Origin of the sequence: Parasphingorhabdus marina DSM 22363 (assembly GCF_900128895.1) — a bacterium.
Lineage (GTDB): Bacteria > Pseudomonadota > Alphaproteobacteria > Sphingomonadales > Sphingomonadaceae > Parasphingorhabdus > Parasphingorhabdus marina.
The window spans coordinates 1,332,962-1,349,370 of sequence record NZ_FSQW01000001.1; the positions used below are offsets into that span (position 1 = coordinate 1,332,962).

General features: G+C 56.2%; 14 protein-coding genes. 8 read left to right on the forward strand and 6 right to left on the reverse strand.

Annotated features, from left to right (window positions below; all coding sequences use genetic code 11):
* Positions 1-89 precede the first annotated feature (89 nt).
* Positions 90-917 carry an alpha/beta hydrolase family protein gene (locus tag BUQ90_RS06755; RefSeq protein WP_159437044.1) on the forward strand — a complete coding sequence of 276 codons (828 nt, stop codon included), beginning with the start codon at positions 90-92 and terminating at the stop codon, positions 915-917.
* A gap of 3 nt (positions 918-920) precedes the next feature.
* Positions 921-2,120, forward strand: a complete 1,200-nt coding sequence (locus BUQ90_RS06760; RefSeq protein WP_074204269.1) for a serine hydrolase domain-containing protein — start codon at positions 921-923, stop codon at positions 2,118-2,120.
* 6 nt (positions 2,121-2,126) lie between these two features.
* Here the strand turns inward: BUQ90_RS06760 and BUQ90_RS06765 are convergent, their stop codons facing one another.
* Genes BUQ90_RS06765 through BUQ90_RS06780 form a run of 4 tightly spaced genes read right to left on the reverse strand, consistent with a single transcriptional unit; the run spans position 2,127 to position 5,351 of the window.
* Complete coding sequence (locus BUQ90_RS06765; protein ID WP_074204270.1) at positions 2,127-2,813, reverse strand: glutathione S-transferase family protein; 687 nt, start codon at positions 2,811-2,813, stop codon at positions 2,127-2,129.
* Entirely contained in the window at positions 2,813-3,544 is a 732-nt protein-coding gene (locus BUQ90_RS06770; protein WP_204244746.1) for a glutathione S-transferase family protein, read from the reverse strand. Before BUQ90_RS06770 ends, BUQ90_RS06765 begins: the two co-directional genes overlap by 1 nt.
* Positions 3,541-4,380: an isocitrate lyase/PEP mutase family protein gene (locus tag BUQ90_RS06775; RefSeq protein ID WP_074204271.1), complete on the reverse strand. Its 840-nt coding sequence runs from the start codon at positions 4,378-4,380 to the stop codon at positions 3,541-3,543. The genes BUQ90_RS06770 and BUQ90_RS06775 overlap by 4 nt, the downstream gene beginning before the upstream one ends.
* An 8-nt stretch (positions 4,381-4,388) precedes the next feature.
* On the reverse strand, positions 4,389-5,351 hold the full coding sequence (locus tag BUQ90_RS06780) for a phytanoyl-CoA dioxygenase family protein (protein ID WP_074204272.1): 963 nt from the start codon (positions 5,349-5,351) through the stop codon (positions 4,389-4,391).
* A gap of 195 nt (positions 5,352-5,546) precedes the next feature.
* Between BUQ90_RS06780 and BUQ90_RS06790 the strand changes: the two genes are divergently transcribed.
* The 5 genes from BUQ90_RS06790 to BUQ90_RS06810 all read left to right on the forward strand — a co-directional run bounded on the left by BUQ90_RS06790 (position 5,547) and on the right by BUQ90_RS06810 (position 12,569).
* Complete coding sequence (locus BUQ90_RS06790) at positions 5,547-6,752, forward strand: FAD-dependent oxidoreductase (RefSeq protein WP_074204274.1); 1,206 nt, start codon at positions 5,547-5,549, stop codon at positions 6,750-6,752.
* Complete coding sequence (locus BUQ90_RS06795; protein WP_074204275.1) at positions 6,752-7,519, forward strand: maleate cis-trans isomerase family protein; 768 nt, start codon at positions 6,752-6,754, stop codon at positions 7,517-7,519. The genes BUQ90_RS06790 and BUQ90_RS06795 overlap by 1 nt, the downstream gene beginning before the upstream one ends.
* Before the next feature lie 10 nt (positions 7,520-7,529).
* Positions 7,530-8,447, forward strand: a complete 918-nt coding sequence (locus tag BUQ90_RS06800) for a polysaccharide deacetylase family protein (protein ID WP_074204276.1) — start codon at positions 7,530-7,532, stop codon at positions 8,445-8,447.
* A 129-nt stretch (positions 8,448-8,576) separates the two neighbouring features.
* Positions 8,577-10,958: a TonB-dependent receptor gene (locus BUQ90_RS06805; RefSeq protein ID WP_074204277.1), complete on the forward strand. Its 2,382-nt coding sequence runs from the start codon at positions 8,577-8,579 to the stop codon at positions 10,956-10,958.
* Positions 10,959-11,123: 165 nt separating this feature from the next.
* The gene (locus tag BUQ90_RS06810) at positions 11,124-12,569 is read left to right on the forward strand and encodes an FAD-dependent oxidoreductase (RefSeq protein WP_074204278.1); all 1,446 of its coding nucleotides are present in this window, start codon (positions 11,124-11,126) and stop codon (positions 12,567-12,569) included.
* 34 nt (positions 12,570-12,603) lie between these two features.
* On the opposite strand, the gene BUQ90_RS06815 is transcribed toward BUQ90_RS06810, so the two are convergent.
* The gene (locus tag BUQ90_RS06815; protein WP_275425809.1) at positions 12,604-14,118 is read right to left on the reverse strand and encodes an aldehyde dehydrogenase family protein; all 1,515 of its coding nucleotides are present in this window, start codon (positions 14,116-14,118) and stop codon (positions 12,604-12,606) included.
* 488 nt (positions 14,119-14,606) lie between these two features.
* Here BUQ90_RS06815 and BUQ90_RS06820 point away from each other — a divergent pair, with 488 nt between their 5' ends.
* Positions 14,607-15,398, forward strand: coding sequence for a DUF1330 domain-containing protein (locus tag BUQ90_RS06820; protein ID WP_159437045.1), 792 nt, complete (start codon positions 14,607-14,609; stop codon positions 15,396-15,398).
* Between the two features lie 16 nt (positions 15,399-15,414).
* Here the strand turns inward: BUQ90_RS06820 and BUQ90_RS06825 are convergent, their stop codons facing one another.
* Complete coding sequence (locus tag BUQ90_RS06825; RefSeq protein WP_074204280.1) at positions 15,415-16,302, reverse strand: LysR family transcriptional regulator; 888 nt, start codon at positions 16,300-16,302, stop codon at positions 15,415-15,417.
* Positions 16,303-16,409 lie beyond the last annotated feature (107 nt).

The following is a 16,409-nucleotide window of genomic DNA, read 5'->3' on the forward strand; positions in this document are numbered from 1 at the left end:
TGCTGGGAGCTTCCTGCGGGGCTATATCCGCGCTTTTTCCCGCACCCGTTTTCGCGCAACTCGTCAATTCGCCACCCTCCAGACCCGCGGTGACAGAGATTCCGGTTCGTCTGGAGACCGGCGACGGACACCGGTTCGAGGCGACGATCTTTGCACCGGACTTTGAAGGCACCTATCCGGCTGTTCTGTTTTCCCACGGCAATTTTGCCAGTCCCGATCGCTACCGGCACATGCTGAACCCGATTGCCGAAGCAGGCTATGTTGTGATCGCACCAACCCATCTGGACGCGGAAATCCTGAGGCTCGATCCCAAACCCGCACCCGAAAGGATCTGGGCCACCCGCAATGCAGAAATCGCCCTGATCGCTTCGATTCCGGAGCCGGTCCGAAAAGCTCTCGACCGACGCGACACCATGATCAGCGAAGACAAGCTGGCGGTGATGGGGCACAGCTATGGTGCGCTGATCGCGCAGCTGGCTGCCGGAGCGGTAGCAACAGAAGCGGACGGAGCGCAACCGAACCGGAGGATTCCCGGGGCCGGTGCCCTGGTCGCCTGGTCTCCGCCGGGGCCGATGGCCAACCTGATCAATGCCGAGGGCTGGTCGCATATTGACCTGCCCAGCCTCACCATCACCGGCACAGCGGATGTCCTGCCCGGATTTATCGATAGCTGGGAACTGCACAAGGTCTCCCACAATGCCACACCGGCCGGGCAACGATGGCTGTGGGTCGGGGAAGATGTGAACCACTATTTCGATGGCATTTTCGGCCGGCCGGGATCCATCCGGCGGGAAATCGGCGAGCGATTCAACCATGCGATCGCCACCACCATCCAGTTTCTGGATAGCCACCTGAAACCGGAAAAACCCGCCGCGCCGGTCGCGCCGACGACGGGCGTCACCCTTACCAAGGACTAAGGCATGAAAAAATCGCCTCTTGTGACTGGTCTCGTATCACTGCTCCTCCTGCCGGCAGGCTGTGTCTCTGCCACAGCGGACCCGGTCCCCGTCCGCGATATCAAAGCCGCTTCTCAGGCCCTGCAAGGTGCGACACTGCGGGACGTTGAGCGATTTCAGCCGAAAGTTGCGATCGGCAGCCAGTGTGTGCCAGCAGAATTTGAACACCCCGCTTCCAGCCCCGGGCCGAAGCTAACGGCGGCTCTTGCCAAGGCACAGGAATATTCCGAAGCACAAAAGGGTATCGGCCTGATGGTGCTGAAGGACGGAAAGGTCCTGCTTGAGCAATATATCGATGATGCCTCGGCAGAAACAGTGACTGACAGTTATTCCATGCACAAATCGCTATTTGCGCTGGTTTACGGAATTGCCTTGTCGGAAGGCATTGTCGGGTCCCTCAACGAAACCACAGGGGACCATATCCGCGAGTGGCGCAATGATCCGCGCGGCCGGATCACGCTGCGCCAGCTGCTGCAGATGGAGAGCGGACTCAAGCTGTACAGTTTTCAGGATGCAGGCACCAAATCCATGGAGCTATTGCTGGCTGCGGACATCAATGCCGTGGCGCTGGAACACCCGCTTGCCGAAGCCCCGGGCAGCGAATTCCGCTATAATAATGCGAACAGCCAGGTAGCCGGTATCGTATTGGAGCGTGCACTGAGGAAGGCGGGACATGCCGGATATGCGGAATATCTGGAAAAGAAGCTCTGGTGCCCCTCAGGTAATGACAAAGCCGAAATCTGGTTTGACCGGGAAGATGGTTCACCGCGCTACTATTCGGGTATGTTTACAACGGTTCGCAACTGGGCGCGCATTGGAGAGCTGGTCCGGAATCAGGGAAGGGTGGGGAACCGGCAGATCGTTCCGCAGAAATGGATCACGGAAATGGCCAAACCTGCAGCCACAAATCCCAATTACGGACTACATGTCTGGCTGGGTTCTCCCCATGTCGCAAAGCGGCGTTACAGCCGGCAGAACCCGCTAAGTGTCAGTCATGGAGCGCCTTATCGTACAGATGATGTGCTTTTCTTTGATGGTTTTGGCGGTCAGCGTGTCTATGTCGTACCATCGGCGGGCCTTACCATAGTGCGGACCAGTCAGATCAACATGGACTATGACGATTCAGTCATCGTCAATCTGATTCTGGACGGACTGGACAGTTGATCGCAACTATCGCTGGTTGAACATCGCTTCGAAACTTTCTTCGGTCGGATTGCCGACCTTCATGTCCTCAGCCATCACTGTGACGCCGCGTTGCACCGCGGGCCGGGAACCGACAGTCTCCAGCCACCGTTCGACATTTGGAAATTCCGTGACATCGATGCCGTGCAGATTCTGTTGCTTCGGGGTCATCCACGGATAGGTGGACATGTCGGCAACCGAATATTCGCTGCCCGCCAGAAATTCGACCTCACCCAGCCGTTTGTCTATTACGCCATAGAGCCGCTTCGTTTCGCCGCAATAGCGCTCGATGCCATGTTCCACGCGCTCTTTGGCATAGCCATTGAAATAGCCACACTGGCCAAACATCGGCCCGATACTGGCGTTCTGAAAGAACAGCCACTGCGTCACGACCGATTGCTGTACCGGATCGGAAGGCCAGAATTTCCCTGTCTTTTGAACAAGATAAAGGAAAATTGCGCCAGACTCGAATACCGCATGTGGTGTGCCTCCGGGACCGTCAGTATCAACAATCGCAGGGACCCGGTTATTTGGGCTGATCGCCAGAAAATCGGGTACATGTTGTTCGCCTTTGAGAATGTTGATCGACCGGACCCGGTACTCCAGTTCGAATTCCTCAAGCGCAATCGCGGTCTTGTGGCCATTTGGCGTCGGCCAGTAATAAAAGTCGATCATCAGCGCTGTTCCTTTTGCAATGCGAGTATATCGCGCACCGCCTGCTGGCAGCGTTCGGCGCTGGTATCGCCGGCGAAATCGACATTATAATGGGCCTTTACCGAAGGGCGCTCGACAGCAGCGTCAAACCAGTCCGACAGTGCCGGCCGGCCATCCCGCCAGCGGAAATCCGGATGGATCGGATCCTTCGCTTCATAAAATTCGGCACGGAACCCGAGATAGCTGATCGCGTGCAGCAGGGAGGCGTGACCGATGTCGAAATCGGTCCAGCCAGCTGCCTGCTTGTCCAGCCGGTCGAGCGAGCGAATATATTTGGGCCAGAGCGATTCAAAGACACGCATGTTCCACTGTTCCGGCTCCTGCCACTGCTCGGCCACCATCTGGACGGTCGTTTCAAATATCGTGTCGCCGAGCGCCAGGCAGGTGATGGCATCCCAGCGTTTCGGTCCCGGTTCGGGATACATGTTCCGCGCTTTGGTATTCGCATCCAGATATTCACAGATCGCCTGGCTGCCGAAAATGACCTGGCCGGTTTCGGTGGCCAAAGTCGGGACCTTGTCCAGCGGGTTCAGCGCCGCGATGCTGTAGGCGTCACCTTGATCCTCTCCATCCAGATTCTTGAACGGAAAGGTCGGAATGAAATCGATATCATCCCAGTGACCACATTCATGTGCCGTCACCAGCACCTTGTGAATGAAAGTGTGAAACGGGGAATAGAACAGTTTCATCATGGCTCACTCCTCTTGATCAAAAAGTCTTTGGCACCGACAGGATCAACAAGCGCTTTCGCTTTTGGCAAGGCCGAGTCCTGTTTCAATTGCGCGAAGCTGTCTGCCAGTGCCGTCCCGACAGCTCCGACGGCCACACCGGGGAACAGGGCGACACTATATCCCAGCGCTTCCACCTCGGTGGCACTCGTGATCTCGTCATCAGGCCGCAGCAGGTTGTGCAATAGCGGAACCCGACCGGCAAAGGAGTCGGTCAACCGTTTCATCTCCCCCCGGGTCGTCAGGGACTCGACAAAAATCATGTCCGCTCCGGCATCCATATAGGCCTGCGCCCGCTCCAGCGCCCTTTCAAGGCCTTCGGTCGACATGGCATCGCTGCGCGCGCTGATGATGGTCTGGTCATCTGTCAGTGCGTCCCGGGCGGACCGAATCTTGTCGACCATCACCTGTTGCGGGATCAGCGGGCGGGACAAGGGCGCATCGGCCGGTTTGACCTCCTGCTGATCCTCGATCTGGATCGCCGAAGCCCCGGCGCGCTCGAGCAGTCTGACAGATCTTGCAACCGTATAGCTATTGCCAAATCCCTGATCCGCATCGACAAAAAGAGGAATCGAAACCCGATCCGCGATGCGGGCAACAATATCTGCGGTTTCCGAAACCGTCAGCAGTCCGATATCCGGTCGCCCGAGATGCATCGCGGCGAGTGATGAACCGGAAACAAACACCGCCTCGAACCCGGCTTGCTCGGCCCGCCAGGCGCTGAACGCATCATATATTCCGGGCGCGACAAGAATGGGTTTTTGGCGCAACCGTATGCGCAGGGCGGCAGCCTGGCTCATGCAGTCCTTCAGTTGACCGGTGCGCTGTCTTTCCTGGACAGCTCTCCGGCATCTTCCTTCACTTTCAATTCCTTGAACGCCTTGTACTCGTTGACGCCCTGCATCTCCTGTTTCGGCCAGCGAGTCGCGAAACCGCGCGGGAAATCCGCATCGCCATCGGCCCGCCCATCTTCCGACCAGAGCATCGGAAAGTGGCTGCCTTCCGGTTTTTCGCCATCCAGCATCTCGTCGAAGCTGACGCCCGCGAGATTGACACAGTCGGGACGCGGTGCCCAGCGGATATCATCTCCGAAGACCCGTTCCGAAATCGCGACGCGCCAGTCATCGGTGGGGTTGCCTGCTGAATAATGCAGCACCCAGGGGTGTACGATCAGCAGATCGCCGGGCTCCATGTCCCAGCTCAGGAAACGCAGATCGGGATCCCCGCGCTTGCTTTCGATTTCCGGGTGCGGCACCCGGTCATCGGGCTTGATCATCTTGCGCGCATTGGGAGAAAACAGCCAGTAGGGCACATCATCATGCTGCGTTCCCGCCAGGACTTCCAGACAATTGGCTTTCACGATCGGCGTCAGCGGTATCCAGATCGAAGGGACCATGGTTCCGGTTACCGGCCAGCCCATCCGGTCACAATGCCACAAAGTCTTGGCATCCGATTGCGGCGGCTTGGCAAAAAACTCGTCAAAGAAGAATCGAATCTCCCTGGACTGCATAACCTGTCCCGCGACCTCGGCAATCGGCGATTCGAAGACAAAACGCCGGTATTCCTCAATACAGCGGGCCATATAGCGTCCGGGGATTGTCGGCAGCAAACCGACATCCTTTTTGTTGATGATGACCTCACGAGCGATCGGCTCCAGCAGGTCAATCCAGTCACGATCGAGCACATTGCGGAGGCAGACGGCCCCGTCGCGGGCATAATCGTCAATATCCTGCTGTGTCACTTCTCTCAGCGGGCGTTTGTTCAAAGCCATATCATGATTCCTTCGTGTATTTGCTGTCCTGATAAATCATGATGCTCACTTTCCCGATGCTTCTCGGTCTCAATATCCACCCGACGGATAGTTTTGGCAATGGCGTTACCGCAGGGTGGAGACTGCGCCAGAACACGGTGCCCTGCAGTCATCACCTTGCCTAGAGCATCGATGATTGCCAAGTCGGAGAGCAACATGCAGCATCTGAACACACAGATAGTCATTGCGGGTGCCGGCCCCGTCGGAAGCGTGGCCGCCTATTATCTGGCCAGCAAGGGTATCCGGGTCATTTTGCTGGAGTCTGGCCAAGATTGTGCGCTCGATCTCAGGGCATCGACTTTTCATCCGCCAACCCTCGAAATGCTGGATCAGTTCGACATTACCGACCGGCTCATCGCCAGGGGCCTCAAAGCCCCTGTCTACCATTTCCGCGAGCGGAAAACAGGTGAGGTCATCGATTTCGACATGACCGAAATCTCTGACCAGACGCGTTTTCCCTACCGCATCCAGTGCGAGCAATATCATCTGTCACGCATGCTGTCCGAGGGTGTTCGCGATCTGCCCGGGACCGAAGTCCGGTTTGATCATCGGGTCGTTGGCTTTCATCAGGATCAGACGGGCGTGGATGTCTATGCGGAAACACCCCAGGAAATAGTCCAGATCCGCGCCGACTATCTGATCGGCGCAGACGGGTCGAACAGCATTATCCGCAAATGGCTGGATACGGACTTTGACGGCTTCACCTATCCCGAAAAGTTTCTCTGTTTCACGACTGAAGAGCCACTGGAACAGAAATTGCCAAATCTCTGTCACGTCAACTATGTGTCTGACCCGGAAGAATGGATGGTCTTGCTGAAGGTGCCTTCCCTGTGGCGGGTGCTTGTGCCGGCGAAAGAAGATCAGCCGGACGCCGAATTGCTGGCTGATGAAAAGAAGAATGACGTATTTGACCGGCTGCTCGGTGACGGCGAGGCTGTCGAAACGGCCCACAGGACAATCTACCGCGTGCATCAGCGGGTCGCCAAAAGGTTCATGCATGACCGGGTTGCCATCATTGGCGATGCGGCGCATCTCAATAACCCGATTGGCGGGTTCGGGATGAACAGCGGCATCCACGATGCGTTCAATCTCTGTGACAAGTTTGCACGGATATATAATGACAAGGCAGATGCCGACGAAGCACTCGGTATCTTCGAACGCCAGCGACGAACCACCACCCACGATTTCATCCAGGCCCAGACAATCCGCAACATGGAATATCTGTCAGACGGGGAAAGCGGCGAGCATCGCCGGCGCAAGGCCGAAATGCAACGCGTGCACGGCGATCCGGACGCCCGCCGAAATTTCCTGCTCCGCCAGTCCATGATCGAAAGTCTGGAACAGGAAAAAGAGGTCGCCTGATGCCTCTGAAACCACGCCCCGCACCGGATGCCCTGGGTCATCGAAAATTGTTCGGCGTGCTGGGACCGTCCACAAACACGGTGGTACAGCCAGATTTCGATGATCTGCGGGTGCGCGGCGTGACGAACCATTACAGCCGGATCGTGGTGGAAGATGCGCAGGCCATTTCTGACGAAACATTCATGGCAGGCACGCTCGAAATTTCTCGTAACACACTGGATGCCGTGCGCGGTGTTTTGACCTGCAATCCCGATTATCTGGTGATGGGCATGTCGGCAGTGACCTTTTACGGCGGGGCCGAGGGTGCAGAAAAGTGGCGGGCCAATATCGAGGCTGAGGCGGGACTGAAGCTGTGCACCGGGTCGCAGTCACTGATCGAAGCCTTTGGCGCCTATGGCGGGATCAAGAAGATTGTTGTCCTCTCGCCCTATTATCCGAGTGCCAATGCGCATGTCGCCCATTTCATGTCGGATCACGGCATTGAAGTGGTTCGCGATACCTGTTTGCGATGCCCCAGCTGGACGGCGATTGCCCAGGTGCCAACCAGCGAGTTACGTGACGAACTGCAAAAACTGGACGGGGATGATGTCGATGCCATTGTGCAGGTCGGAACAAACCTGTCGATGATTCGCCTCGCCGCCGCAGCCGAATTATATCTCGGCAAGCCTGTTATTGCGATCAACACGGCAACCTACTGGAATGCACTCCGGCAAAATGGCATCACCGACCAGGTTCCCGGCTTTGGCCGGCTGATGGAAGACTTTTAGGAAAACATCCATGCTTGAATATGATTATGTTCCGCTGCCAAAGCGCAATCCGATCCAGTGGCCGGGAGGCGAAGGTCTGGCGATCATCTTCACTTTCAACCTGGAAACCTGGGATCTGACCAAGGATACGGACAAGCCCTATTATGCGGGTGGACCGGCCATATTGCCGGATATTCTTCCCGGTAACACGCCGGATTATCCCAATTTCACCTGGCGAGAATATGGACAGCGTGTCGGAATCTGGCGCCTCGTTGATCTGTTCGACGAGATGGGCATAGCTGCCAGCTGCACAACCAATGCTGTCACATTTGAGCGACGCAGCGAGATGACGGCCGCCGCGCTGGATCGGGGATGGGAGTTGCTCGCTCACAATTTCGAGCAGGGAGAGTTGCTGACCAACTTTGCGCATGATGAGGCAGCGGAACGCGATGTAATTTTACGATCGATTGACATGTACGAAAAACATGTCGGGAAACGTCCCGTTGGATGGCTTTCCTCTTCGCTCCGCGGCACATTGAACACGCCCGGGATTCTGGCCGAACAGGGCTTTAAATTTTACTGCGACATCATGAATGACGATCAGCCCTTCATGATTCGAACCCAGCATGGCCCGGTCGTGGGCATTCCCTATTCCAATGTCATCAATGACTTCACCATGGTCACGCGCCACTGCCTTACAACCGACCAGTTTCGCGATCAGCTGATCGAGGAGTTTGATGCCCTGTACGAGGACGGAAAGAAAACCGCCCGAATCATGAATATCGGATTGCATCCGCATGTTTCGGGGAGGGCCCATCGCATTCGCGCCCTGCGCGAATTCATCGCCCATGCGCAGTCGAAAACCGGTGTCTGGTGGCCCCGCCGCGAAGAAATTGCCGACTGGTACAAGGACAATCATCAACGGCATTTCCCCAATCAGCTGGGATAATTATCCGACAGTCGGGCATTTTACACAAGTATCCGTCCGGTCTCCCGACTCGGTTTATGAATGAAGCAGAGGCAGGAAACCAACATAACATGCCTCATCCTTACATTGCAGGATCCGAGGGAGTGTATGATGAAGACACGTTTTGAGAAAACCAGCCTGTTGGCTCTGGCTACCATGATGGCCGCCGGATTGCCGTCGCAGGTCATGGCGCAGGAAGCCGAGGCGGCCGACGATGCCGATAGCGGCATTATCGTTGTAACCGCGCGGAACAGGGAAGAAAATATTCAATCCGTTCCGCTCGCGATTACCGCGTTCAGCGAAGAGGATATCGCCCGGCAGTCGATCCAGGAACTGGATGATGTGGCCCGCTTTACACCCGGCTTCAGCTTTGAGGATTTTTCCGGCGGATTTGCGCAGCCCACCATTCGTGGGCAGGCAACGGCCCGGGTGACCGCACTGGAGTCGAATGTTTCAGCATTTTATGACGGCATATATATTCCGCGCTCCTGGGCGGTAGATCTCGGCACAGCCAATCTGCAGCGTATTGAAGTCGTGAAGGGCCCGCAAAGTGCCCGTTATGGACGCAATGCCTTTTCGGGTGCCATAAATTATCTGCCGAAAAAAGCAGTGCTGGACGGAGAAATTTCCGGTGAAATCGAAGCGACAGTCGGCATTGACGAGCGCCGCGATATCGGGGCGTTCATCAATTTTGCCGTCTCTGACAATTTCGCCCTTGCTGCGTCCTACGACTATTCGACCTATGATGGCAGCTGGGAAAACAGTCATCCCTTTGCCAATGCGGATATTCCCGGGCCGAGCACGGAGGGGAATGTCGGCGGCTGGGAAAACCAGTCGATTTCGGTATCGGCCATTGCCGAGCTGTCGCCTGGCTTTACCATCGAAGCCTCCTACAATTATTTTGATGTTCAGAACGAGGCCCGCGCGTCCAACTATCTCGCCGAACAGACAGGGGACGGCAATTGCGGCAATGCACGGAGCATTTTCTTCGCTCCAGCCACCCTGCCGCTGATTTGTGGCGAGCTGCCGGCTCCAGGGGAAACAACGACAAACGATCCGCGCGGATATGGCGCACAGGCGGAAACGGGAATTTTCCGGTTCAACGCCAATCTGGAGATCACCGACAGCCTGACGGTGGACTACACCTTCGGCAATGTGAACGGAGATGTGGATATCGCCACCAGTGGTGAACCGGACCCGATCAATTGCGGAACGCTGGTAGGGCCACCGACCTTCGATGCGCTCTGTAATTTCCAGAATGCGCCGATCGGTGACATTGATTATGATACCCATGAACTGCGAATCGTGTTCGACAATGGCGGCCCCATTCGCGGCGCCATCGGCGGGTTCCTCTCCGACGGCGTGGACAATTTCCGGTTCAACAGTCTCAGCCTGCCGGTGATTACGGACGCAAACAATATTGTGACCGTGCCCGGAACTCCGGTGCCTGTCGGCGGCGCTTTCCAGCCCGGTCCTTTTGGCATCACGCTGCAGGACGCGACGACGACGACCGAAGTTGTCTCGATTTTCGGGGAAATCCAGTGGACTTCCGGTGATGGTGCGACCCGCATTGGAGCCGAGGGCCGCTATTCCGAAACCGAAGTCACGACCGATGACAACCGCCGGACGCTGACGCTGAACGATACGTTCAAGGTCTTCACGCCCCGGATCACGGTTGAGCATGACCTGACCGACGAGTCGCTGATTTTCGCGACCGCTGCGCGCGGTGCCAAGGCCGGGGGTTTCAATGCCACCGCCATTGATCCCGCGAACCGGGTGTTTGGACCGGAATTCAACTGGACCTACGAACTGGGAACCAAAAATACCCTGGCGGATGGCCGTATCACCCTGAATGCCTCGGTCTTTTACACGGACTGGTCTGACATCCAGATCAACTCGCCGGACCCGGATTCACCCAATCCCAATGCCGTCAATATCACGCTGAATCTGGGCGATGCCACCGTCTATGGTATTGAACTGGCCGGACGGTTCCAGGCAACCGACAATCTCAGCTTCGATGCGACATTCTCGCATACCGAAGCCGAATATAGCAGCGGTACAGTGGATGCGCGATATGCGCGCGATCCCGGCGTGACATCGGACCCGCCCTGTGATGACATTGTCTGTAATTCCAATGGTGACATTGGCGGCAATGAAGTCGAACGGCAGGCGCCGACACAGGTGTCCTTCGGTGCCCAATGGGATGCTCCGCTGGGCGATGCGGGAGACTATTTCATCCGCACAGACCTGACCTGGCAGAGTGATTTCTTTGCAGACAGCGGCAATACCGGGGTCATTCCCAGCCGCTTCCTTGTCAACGGACGGGCCGGTGTCACTGTCGAGAATGTTGACGTCAGTATCTGGGTCAGAAACGCCTTCGACAAGAAATACGTATCAAACGCCTTCGTGGTGCTGCTTCCCTTCGGCAACACATATGGCGAGTTTTTCGGTGAGCGCCGGTCCTTCGGGGTCACGACCAAGGTCCGGTTCTGAGTTTCGGAAAACATGTTTGTCGCGTATGACTGGTCAAAAGCCGGGCACCTTGGGGGAGGTGTCCGGCTTTTGCGATACATGCTGCCGATTGGAGGTGTCCGCTGGACGGACAGCCAGTTTGCAATGCATGATCATGGCTTATCTGGCTCTTCCTGAAAAAAGCCAATGACCCCGGACAACAGACAGATAGTTATAAGCGGTGGCGGACCAAGTGGCCTCGCTGCCGCGTTGCTGTTTGCCGATCTGGGCTGGGAAGATATTGTCCTGGTTGAGCGGCGCCAGTCGCCGGGCGATTTCGAGAAAAACAAGGCTTTCAACTATCAGATCGACCCTCGGGGTCAGAAGCTGTTGAAGCGGCTCGAAATCAACAGGATGCTTGACGAATATGGTGTTGCCAATCGGGGCTTCACCCTGACGTCTATCGGGCCCGATGGTGAAGCCTCTTTGACTAGTCCTCCGATAATCGATCCCGATCGCGAAACGTCCTATTGGACGACACGCCGGAACTTTCTGGAAATGATGTATCGCGCCGTCGCGGAGCGCAATGACGGACGTATTCGCCTGTTATATGACCACAGCTTCCAAGGGATTACGCTAGATGCAGACGAAATTCCCCGGGTGACGATTTCCGACGGGAATGGCGCAAAGCAGATCTTCCAGCCGGATTTGCTGCTCGCTTGTGACGGGCTTGTATCGCAAGCTCGTCAATCATTGGCCCAGTGGCCTGGGATGGCACCAGATTATTTTGAGATGATCCAATATCCCTCCGCCAGTACCGGTCTCACCTACAAGGTACTCAATCTTCCTGCCTGTTTTCCGGTCCAGGGAAAAATTGACGCAGCAGATGATCATCGCATGACCTATTCGATAGTCTCACGCCACACGAACCCCGGTGACGCGATGGCACTTTTTGCCTTTCCCGTGACCGATCCCGGTCATCCGCGAAGCGTGAACATCATCCGGGCCGCGGACCACAATCTGTGGAAGATCGACAATGCCGATGATCTGATCGCTTATCTGCAAGACGCGTTCCCGCAGCTGGACATTTCGGAAATCGTCTCCCGGGCAGAGGCCGAGGATTTTGTCAAAATCGAGGCCGGACGATTTCCTGCGCCACAACATGCCAGACACGTCCATGCCAAAATTGGGCAGGGCCACAATGTAATGCACTGTTTGCTGATTGGCGATGCCGCGCATGCCTTTCCACCAGACCTGGGACTTGGCGTGAATTCTGCTCTGGAAGATCTATTTGTCCTCGATGACATCCTTGCCAGTGCCGGGGGAAATCTCGAGGAAGTTTGCCACACATACGAAAAGCAGCGACTCCCGAACAATGCCTCATTGACGCGTCTCGTTCAAACTGTTGCGCCTTACCAGTATAACCATAAGCCCTGGCATTTCAGAAAATGGTTATTGATGTTCATGATCCAGCTCGGGCTCAACAGGATCATGCCCTGGCTGATCGACAAACCCACATTCCAGCTCACGCAAAACCATGATTTGGATTTTGTTGAAATTGAACGGCGGCAGAAAAAATCCAGATCAACATTGATGCTGTTGGGAGCAGCACTGACCGCGGCGCTGCTGTTCGGCCTGGTCGCTCTATTCTAGGGCAATCCTGTCAGTCCGGCACGCTTCGATCAGATCAGACAATGGCGCAGACGGTTTTCAGCTCGAGATAGTTCTGCAGCGCGGCCTGACCACTGTCCCGGCCCCAGCCGGACTGTTTCATGCCACCAATCGGCAGTGACGCGTCATACATGGCATGGCCGTTGATCCATATCGTGCCGGCCTTCAGCCGGTTGGCCATCCGGATCCCGTTTGACATGCCCTCGGTCCATACACCTGCTGCCAGACCATATTCGCTGTCATTGGCAGCAGCCACGACTTCGTCGGTGTCATCAAATGGTGTCACCACCACAACCGGGCCGAAAATTTCCTCACGCACGATCCGCATGTCCGGTTTCACATCAGTGATCACGGTTGGTGCAACAAAGCTGGCATTGGGTCCGCCGGTTTCTCCGCCGGCCACAATTGACGCGCCGCTGGATTTTCCATCGGCGATATATTCGGCGACTTTGGCGCTATGCTCTCTCGATACCAGTGGCCCCATCTGCGTTTCAGGGTTGAGCCCGTGGCCCAGTGTAATCTGCTCTCCAATCGCGGCGACCCCCTCGATCACCTTGTCCTGGATCGAGCTGTGGCAATAGAGACGCGATCCCGCGATACAGACCTGGCCACCGTTGAAAAATATGGCATTGGCCGCGCCTTGCACGGCGGCATCGATGTCCGCGTCGGGCATGATGATGACCGGTGACTTGCCGCCAAGCTCGAGCGTGACTTTCTTCAGATTGCCTTTCGCGGCATCCAGTATCTGCCGACCAGTGGCGGTTGAGCCGGTGAAGGCAATCTTGTCGACACCGGGATGTTGCGCGAGAGCGGCTCCGGCCTCGTTGCCATAACCGGTGACTAAATTGACCACCCCGTCCGGCAATCCCGCTTCCTGCATCAGCTCGAGCAGCCGGACCGCTGTCAGAGAGGTATTCTCCGCCGGCTTGAGGACAATTGTACAACCGGCCGCAAGCGCCGGCGCCAGTTTCATGGCCGTCAGGACCAGCGGCGAGTTCCAGGGTACAATGGCACCAACCACGCCAACCGGTTCCTTCTGGGTATAGGCAAAGACTTGCTTGCCCTCCGGCTGATAATTGATTGAGGTGGGAATGGTGGTACCCTCAATCTTCGTGGCCAGACCGGAAAAATAGCGGAACTGGTTTACAGCTCCCGGGATTTCGGCCCAGCGGCCGACATACAGGGCCTTGCCCTGGTCGAGGGTTTCGAGCTCGGCCAGCTCATCAATATTCGCTTCGATCAAATCCGCAATTCGCCACAGCAGCTGGCTTCTTTCCATCGGAGTCATGCCACTCCAGGCCGCGCCTTCAAGGGCTCTCCGGGCTGCTGCCACGGCCTTGTCGACATCTCGCGCATCGCAGCGTTGTAGCTTGCCAATCACCTGTCCGGTCGCAGGATCAAGTGTTTCAAAAACGTCTCCGCTTTCCGTTTCAACCCATTGCCCGTCGATCAGGATTTTCTGGGCCGGACACGCCAGTAAAGCCGATGCTGCCTTGCCGGGTTCCGGAGCGGAGATGTCGATTTGCTGCACTGATTTCTCCAATCGTCCTGTGTAATATCCAAACCTGAGAGATTGTTGTCTAGCAACAGTGGGGTTTTGACAACCAGCCCGACCGGAACTTTGTTCAACAGATGGTCAACCATCCAGCCGCATCATGGCAGTCCATACCAAAGCCCGGAAGTCGCACGCTGTTTCGGTGATGACCAACACGCGGCAAAGTGCGGACCTTCGGACAGGTGCGTACCGTTCATATCGGCAAACGCGATCGCTGCGGGCCCAAAAAGCATACTCCAACAGCTCATCTGATATCCAGAGGAGTGCTCCCTGGCTGTTGGCCCATTCACCTGAAGCGGCTTTGAACGGCCATATTTCGATATCTTGCCAGACGCCGGCACCAGTGATTCGCCTGGTCAGGTTGATCTATGGTGCGAAAACGCAACATCGGCTCTGAAAAACAATCCGTTCCACTGCACCTTGCCTGAGCTATCTCAGACGCGACAATGCAGAGGAGTTCCGGGATGAGAAGACTTAAACTATATTCGGCACGTTTTGCTCTCGTCGGAGCCATGCTGTTTGCGGCGGGGTGTTCTGCTCTTCAAGCGCAATCGGCGAACTCCGCCGGTCAGGCACAAAATGGCGCCGCGGGTATAAAGTCCGTCAAGATTGAGCTGCCGCCGCAATCGCTTTTCTCGGTTATCGCATTTGATTACAAGCGAACAGAAGAAGCAAAGGAAGCGCGGGCGGAATTTCAGTCGTCCGCTATTCCGATGGCGACGGAATATGGCTTTGCGCGACACGGCGCCTTGCTGATCAACGGTCCCAGCATTGGCACATACAAGCCACAAGGACTCTTGTTGACCAGCTGGCCCAGTCAATCTGCTTATGACCAGTTTGCCAATGATCCACGCTGGCCTGAATTCAGCGAATTGCGGCGCTCGATCTGGAATGACATTCGCTATTACCGCGACGTTCAGGAGGATGGGCTCTCGCTGACATTAAGAAGTGACAAATTCTACACTCTGGCGATTGCACATACCGATCCGGAAAATGCCGCGGATTATGACCAGTATCTCGCCAATCTCCGAGGCGAAGTCGAGCGCAATGGAGGCAGATTTGTCCTCAAGCTGGTGAATCCCAATCTTGAATCTCTGTCCGGTGCGAAGTCTCCCAATCAGCTGACCTTTATTGAGTGGGACGACGCAGACGGTGCGGACCGATTGTTGCGGTCTGATGTGTATAAGGCGAACCGCCACCTGGCCGCATCGGGAACGAAAGAACTCGCATTCTATCGCCTCCGACCGTCAATCTGATTTTTTTATTTGAATATCAAGTATTTAAGTCGTGTTGCCCATTGCCTTGAAGCAATGAGCGATATGAAGTCATCGCCTCGGCAAAATAGGCCAGGGCTGCCTTTGCACGGGCCGTGCGGGCAAAGTCAGGATGGCACAACAACCAGAAGGTTTCGACCTCGATCACCGGAGCACCTGGCAACCGCACCAGATCAGGATCCTTATCCGCCATAAAACAGGCAGCCCGTCCCATCCCAAGGCCATGTTTCAGAGCAGCGAACCGTCCTGCAATCGTGGTGATGGTCATACTGATGGCAGCGTCAGGATAGGGCGACTGCTCCAGCCATGATTGCCACCTTTGTTGCTCACCGGGCGGAGCGATCCATTGCAAATCATGCGTTGCCGTATTCGCGAGATAATCCTTGTGCGCATAGACAGATAGTGAATAGGGAAACAGGCGTCTGCCCACCCAATGTTCCGGAGGACTGTCCGCCGCTCTCAACACGATGTCAGCCTCCGCCCGGTCAAGATCGACAAATCGATCGGTTGAGTCGACCGTCAAATCAATTTCGGGATGCTGTTGTCCAAAGGCTGACACGTCATTGATCAGCAGATGTTGCAGCACCAGCGCGGGAATGGAGATCGACAGCGGCCCCGACAGGTTTCGTCCGGCCGCTCGCTGCTTGCGTCCTGCCTCATCGCTAATTTGTTCCATCTTCTCGGCGGCCTCGACTATGGTTTGGCCTGCCTTTGTTGGCCAGTATCCGGTGGACGATTTTTGAAGAAATGGTCCTGACGGCTCTTTGTTCAACTGCTGCAACCGGCGCGAAACCGTAGCATGGTTTACCCCTAGATTGCGTGCCGCACCACGAAGGGATTTTTCGCGCGCAACAGCCAGTACCAGTTGATAGTCACTCCATTCCATTGGTGTGTTCTTGCACCAATGCGCATGTGTTACAATCCGCCACGTTCAAACAAGCAATCACGCGTATGGCCGCAACGCGCACGGTGCCATGGTCTTTGGAGTCAGGC

What these genes read in the sequence shown, in the direction of transcription:
- BUQ90_RS06760 (WP_074204269.1), top strand. Translation starts at nt 921, where the DNA reads ATGAAAAAATCGCCTCTTGTGACTGGTCTCGTATCACTGCTCCTCCTG.
- BUQ90_RS06765 (WP_074204270.1), bottom strand. Translation starts at nt 2,813, where the DNA reads ATGATCGACTTTTATTACTGGCCGACGCCAAATGGCCACAAGACCGCG.
- BUQ90_RS06770 (WP_204244746.1), bottom strand. Translation starts at nt 3,544, where the DNA reads ATGATGAAACTGTTCTATTCCCCGTTTCACACTTTCATTCACAAGGTG.
- BUQ90_RS06775 (WP_074204271.1), bottom strand. Translation starts at nt 4,380, where the DNA reads ATGAGCCAGGCTGCCGCCCTGCGCATACGGTTGCGCCAAAAACCCATT.
- BUQ90_RS06780 (WP_074204272.1), bottom strand. Translation starts at nt 5,351, where the DNA reads ATGGCTTTGAACAAACGCCCGCTGAGAGAAGTGACACAGCAGGATATT.
- BUQ90_RS06790 (WP_074204274.1), top strand. Translation starts at nt 5,547, where the DNA reads ATGCAGCATCTGAACACACAGATAGTCATTGCGGGTGCCGGCCCCGTC.
- BUQ90_RS06795 (WP_074204275.1), top strand. Translation starts at nt 6,752, where the DNA reads ATGCCTCTGAAACCACGCCCCGCACCGGATGCCCTGGGTCATCGAAAA.
- BUQ90_RS06800 (WP_074204276.1), top strand. Translation starts at nt 7,530, where the DNA reads ATGCTTGAATATGATTATGTTCCGCTGCCAAAGCGCAATCCGATCCAG.
- BUQ90_RS06805 (WP_074204277.1), top strand. Translation starts at nt 8,577, where the DNA reads ATGAAGACACGTTTTGAGAAAACCAGCCTGTTGGCTCTGGCTACCATG.
- BUQ90_RS06810 (WP_074204278.1), top strand. Translation starts at nt 11,124, where the DNA reads ATGACCCCGGACAACAGACAGATAGTTATAAGCGGTGGCGGACCAAGT.
- BUQ90_RS06820 (WP_159437045.1), top strand. Translation starts at nt 14,607, where the DNA reads ATGAGAAGACTTAAACTATATTCGGCACGTTTTGCTCTCGTCGGAGCC.
- BUQ90_RS06825 (WP_074204280.1), bottom strand. Translation starts at nt 16,302, where the DNA reads ATGGAATGGAGTGACTATCAACTGGTACTGGCTGTTGCGCGCGAAAAA.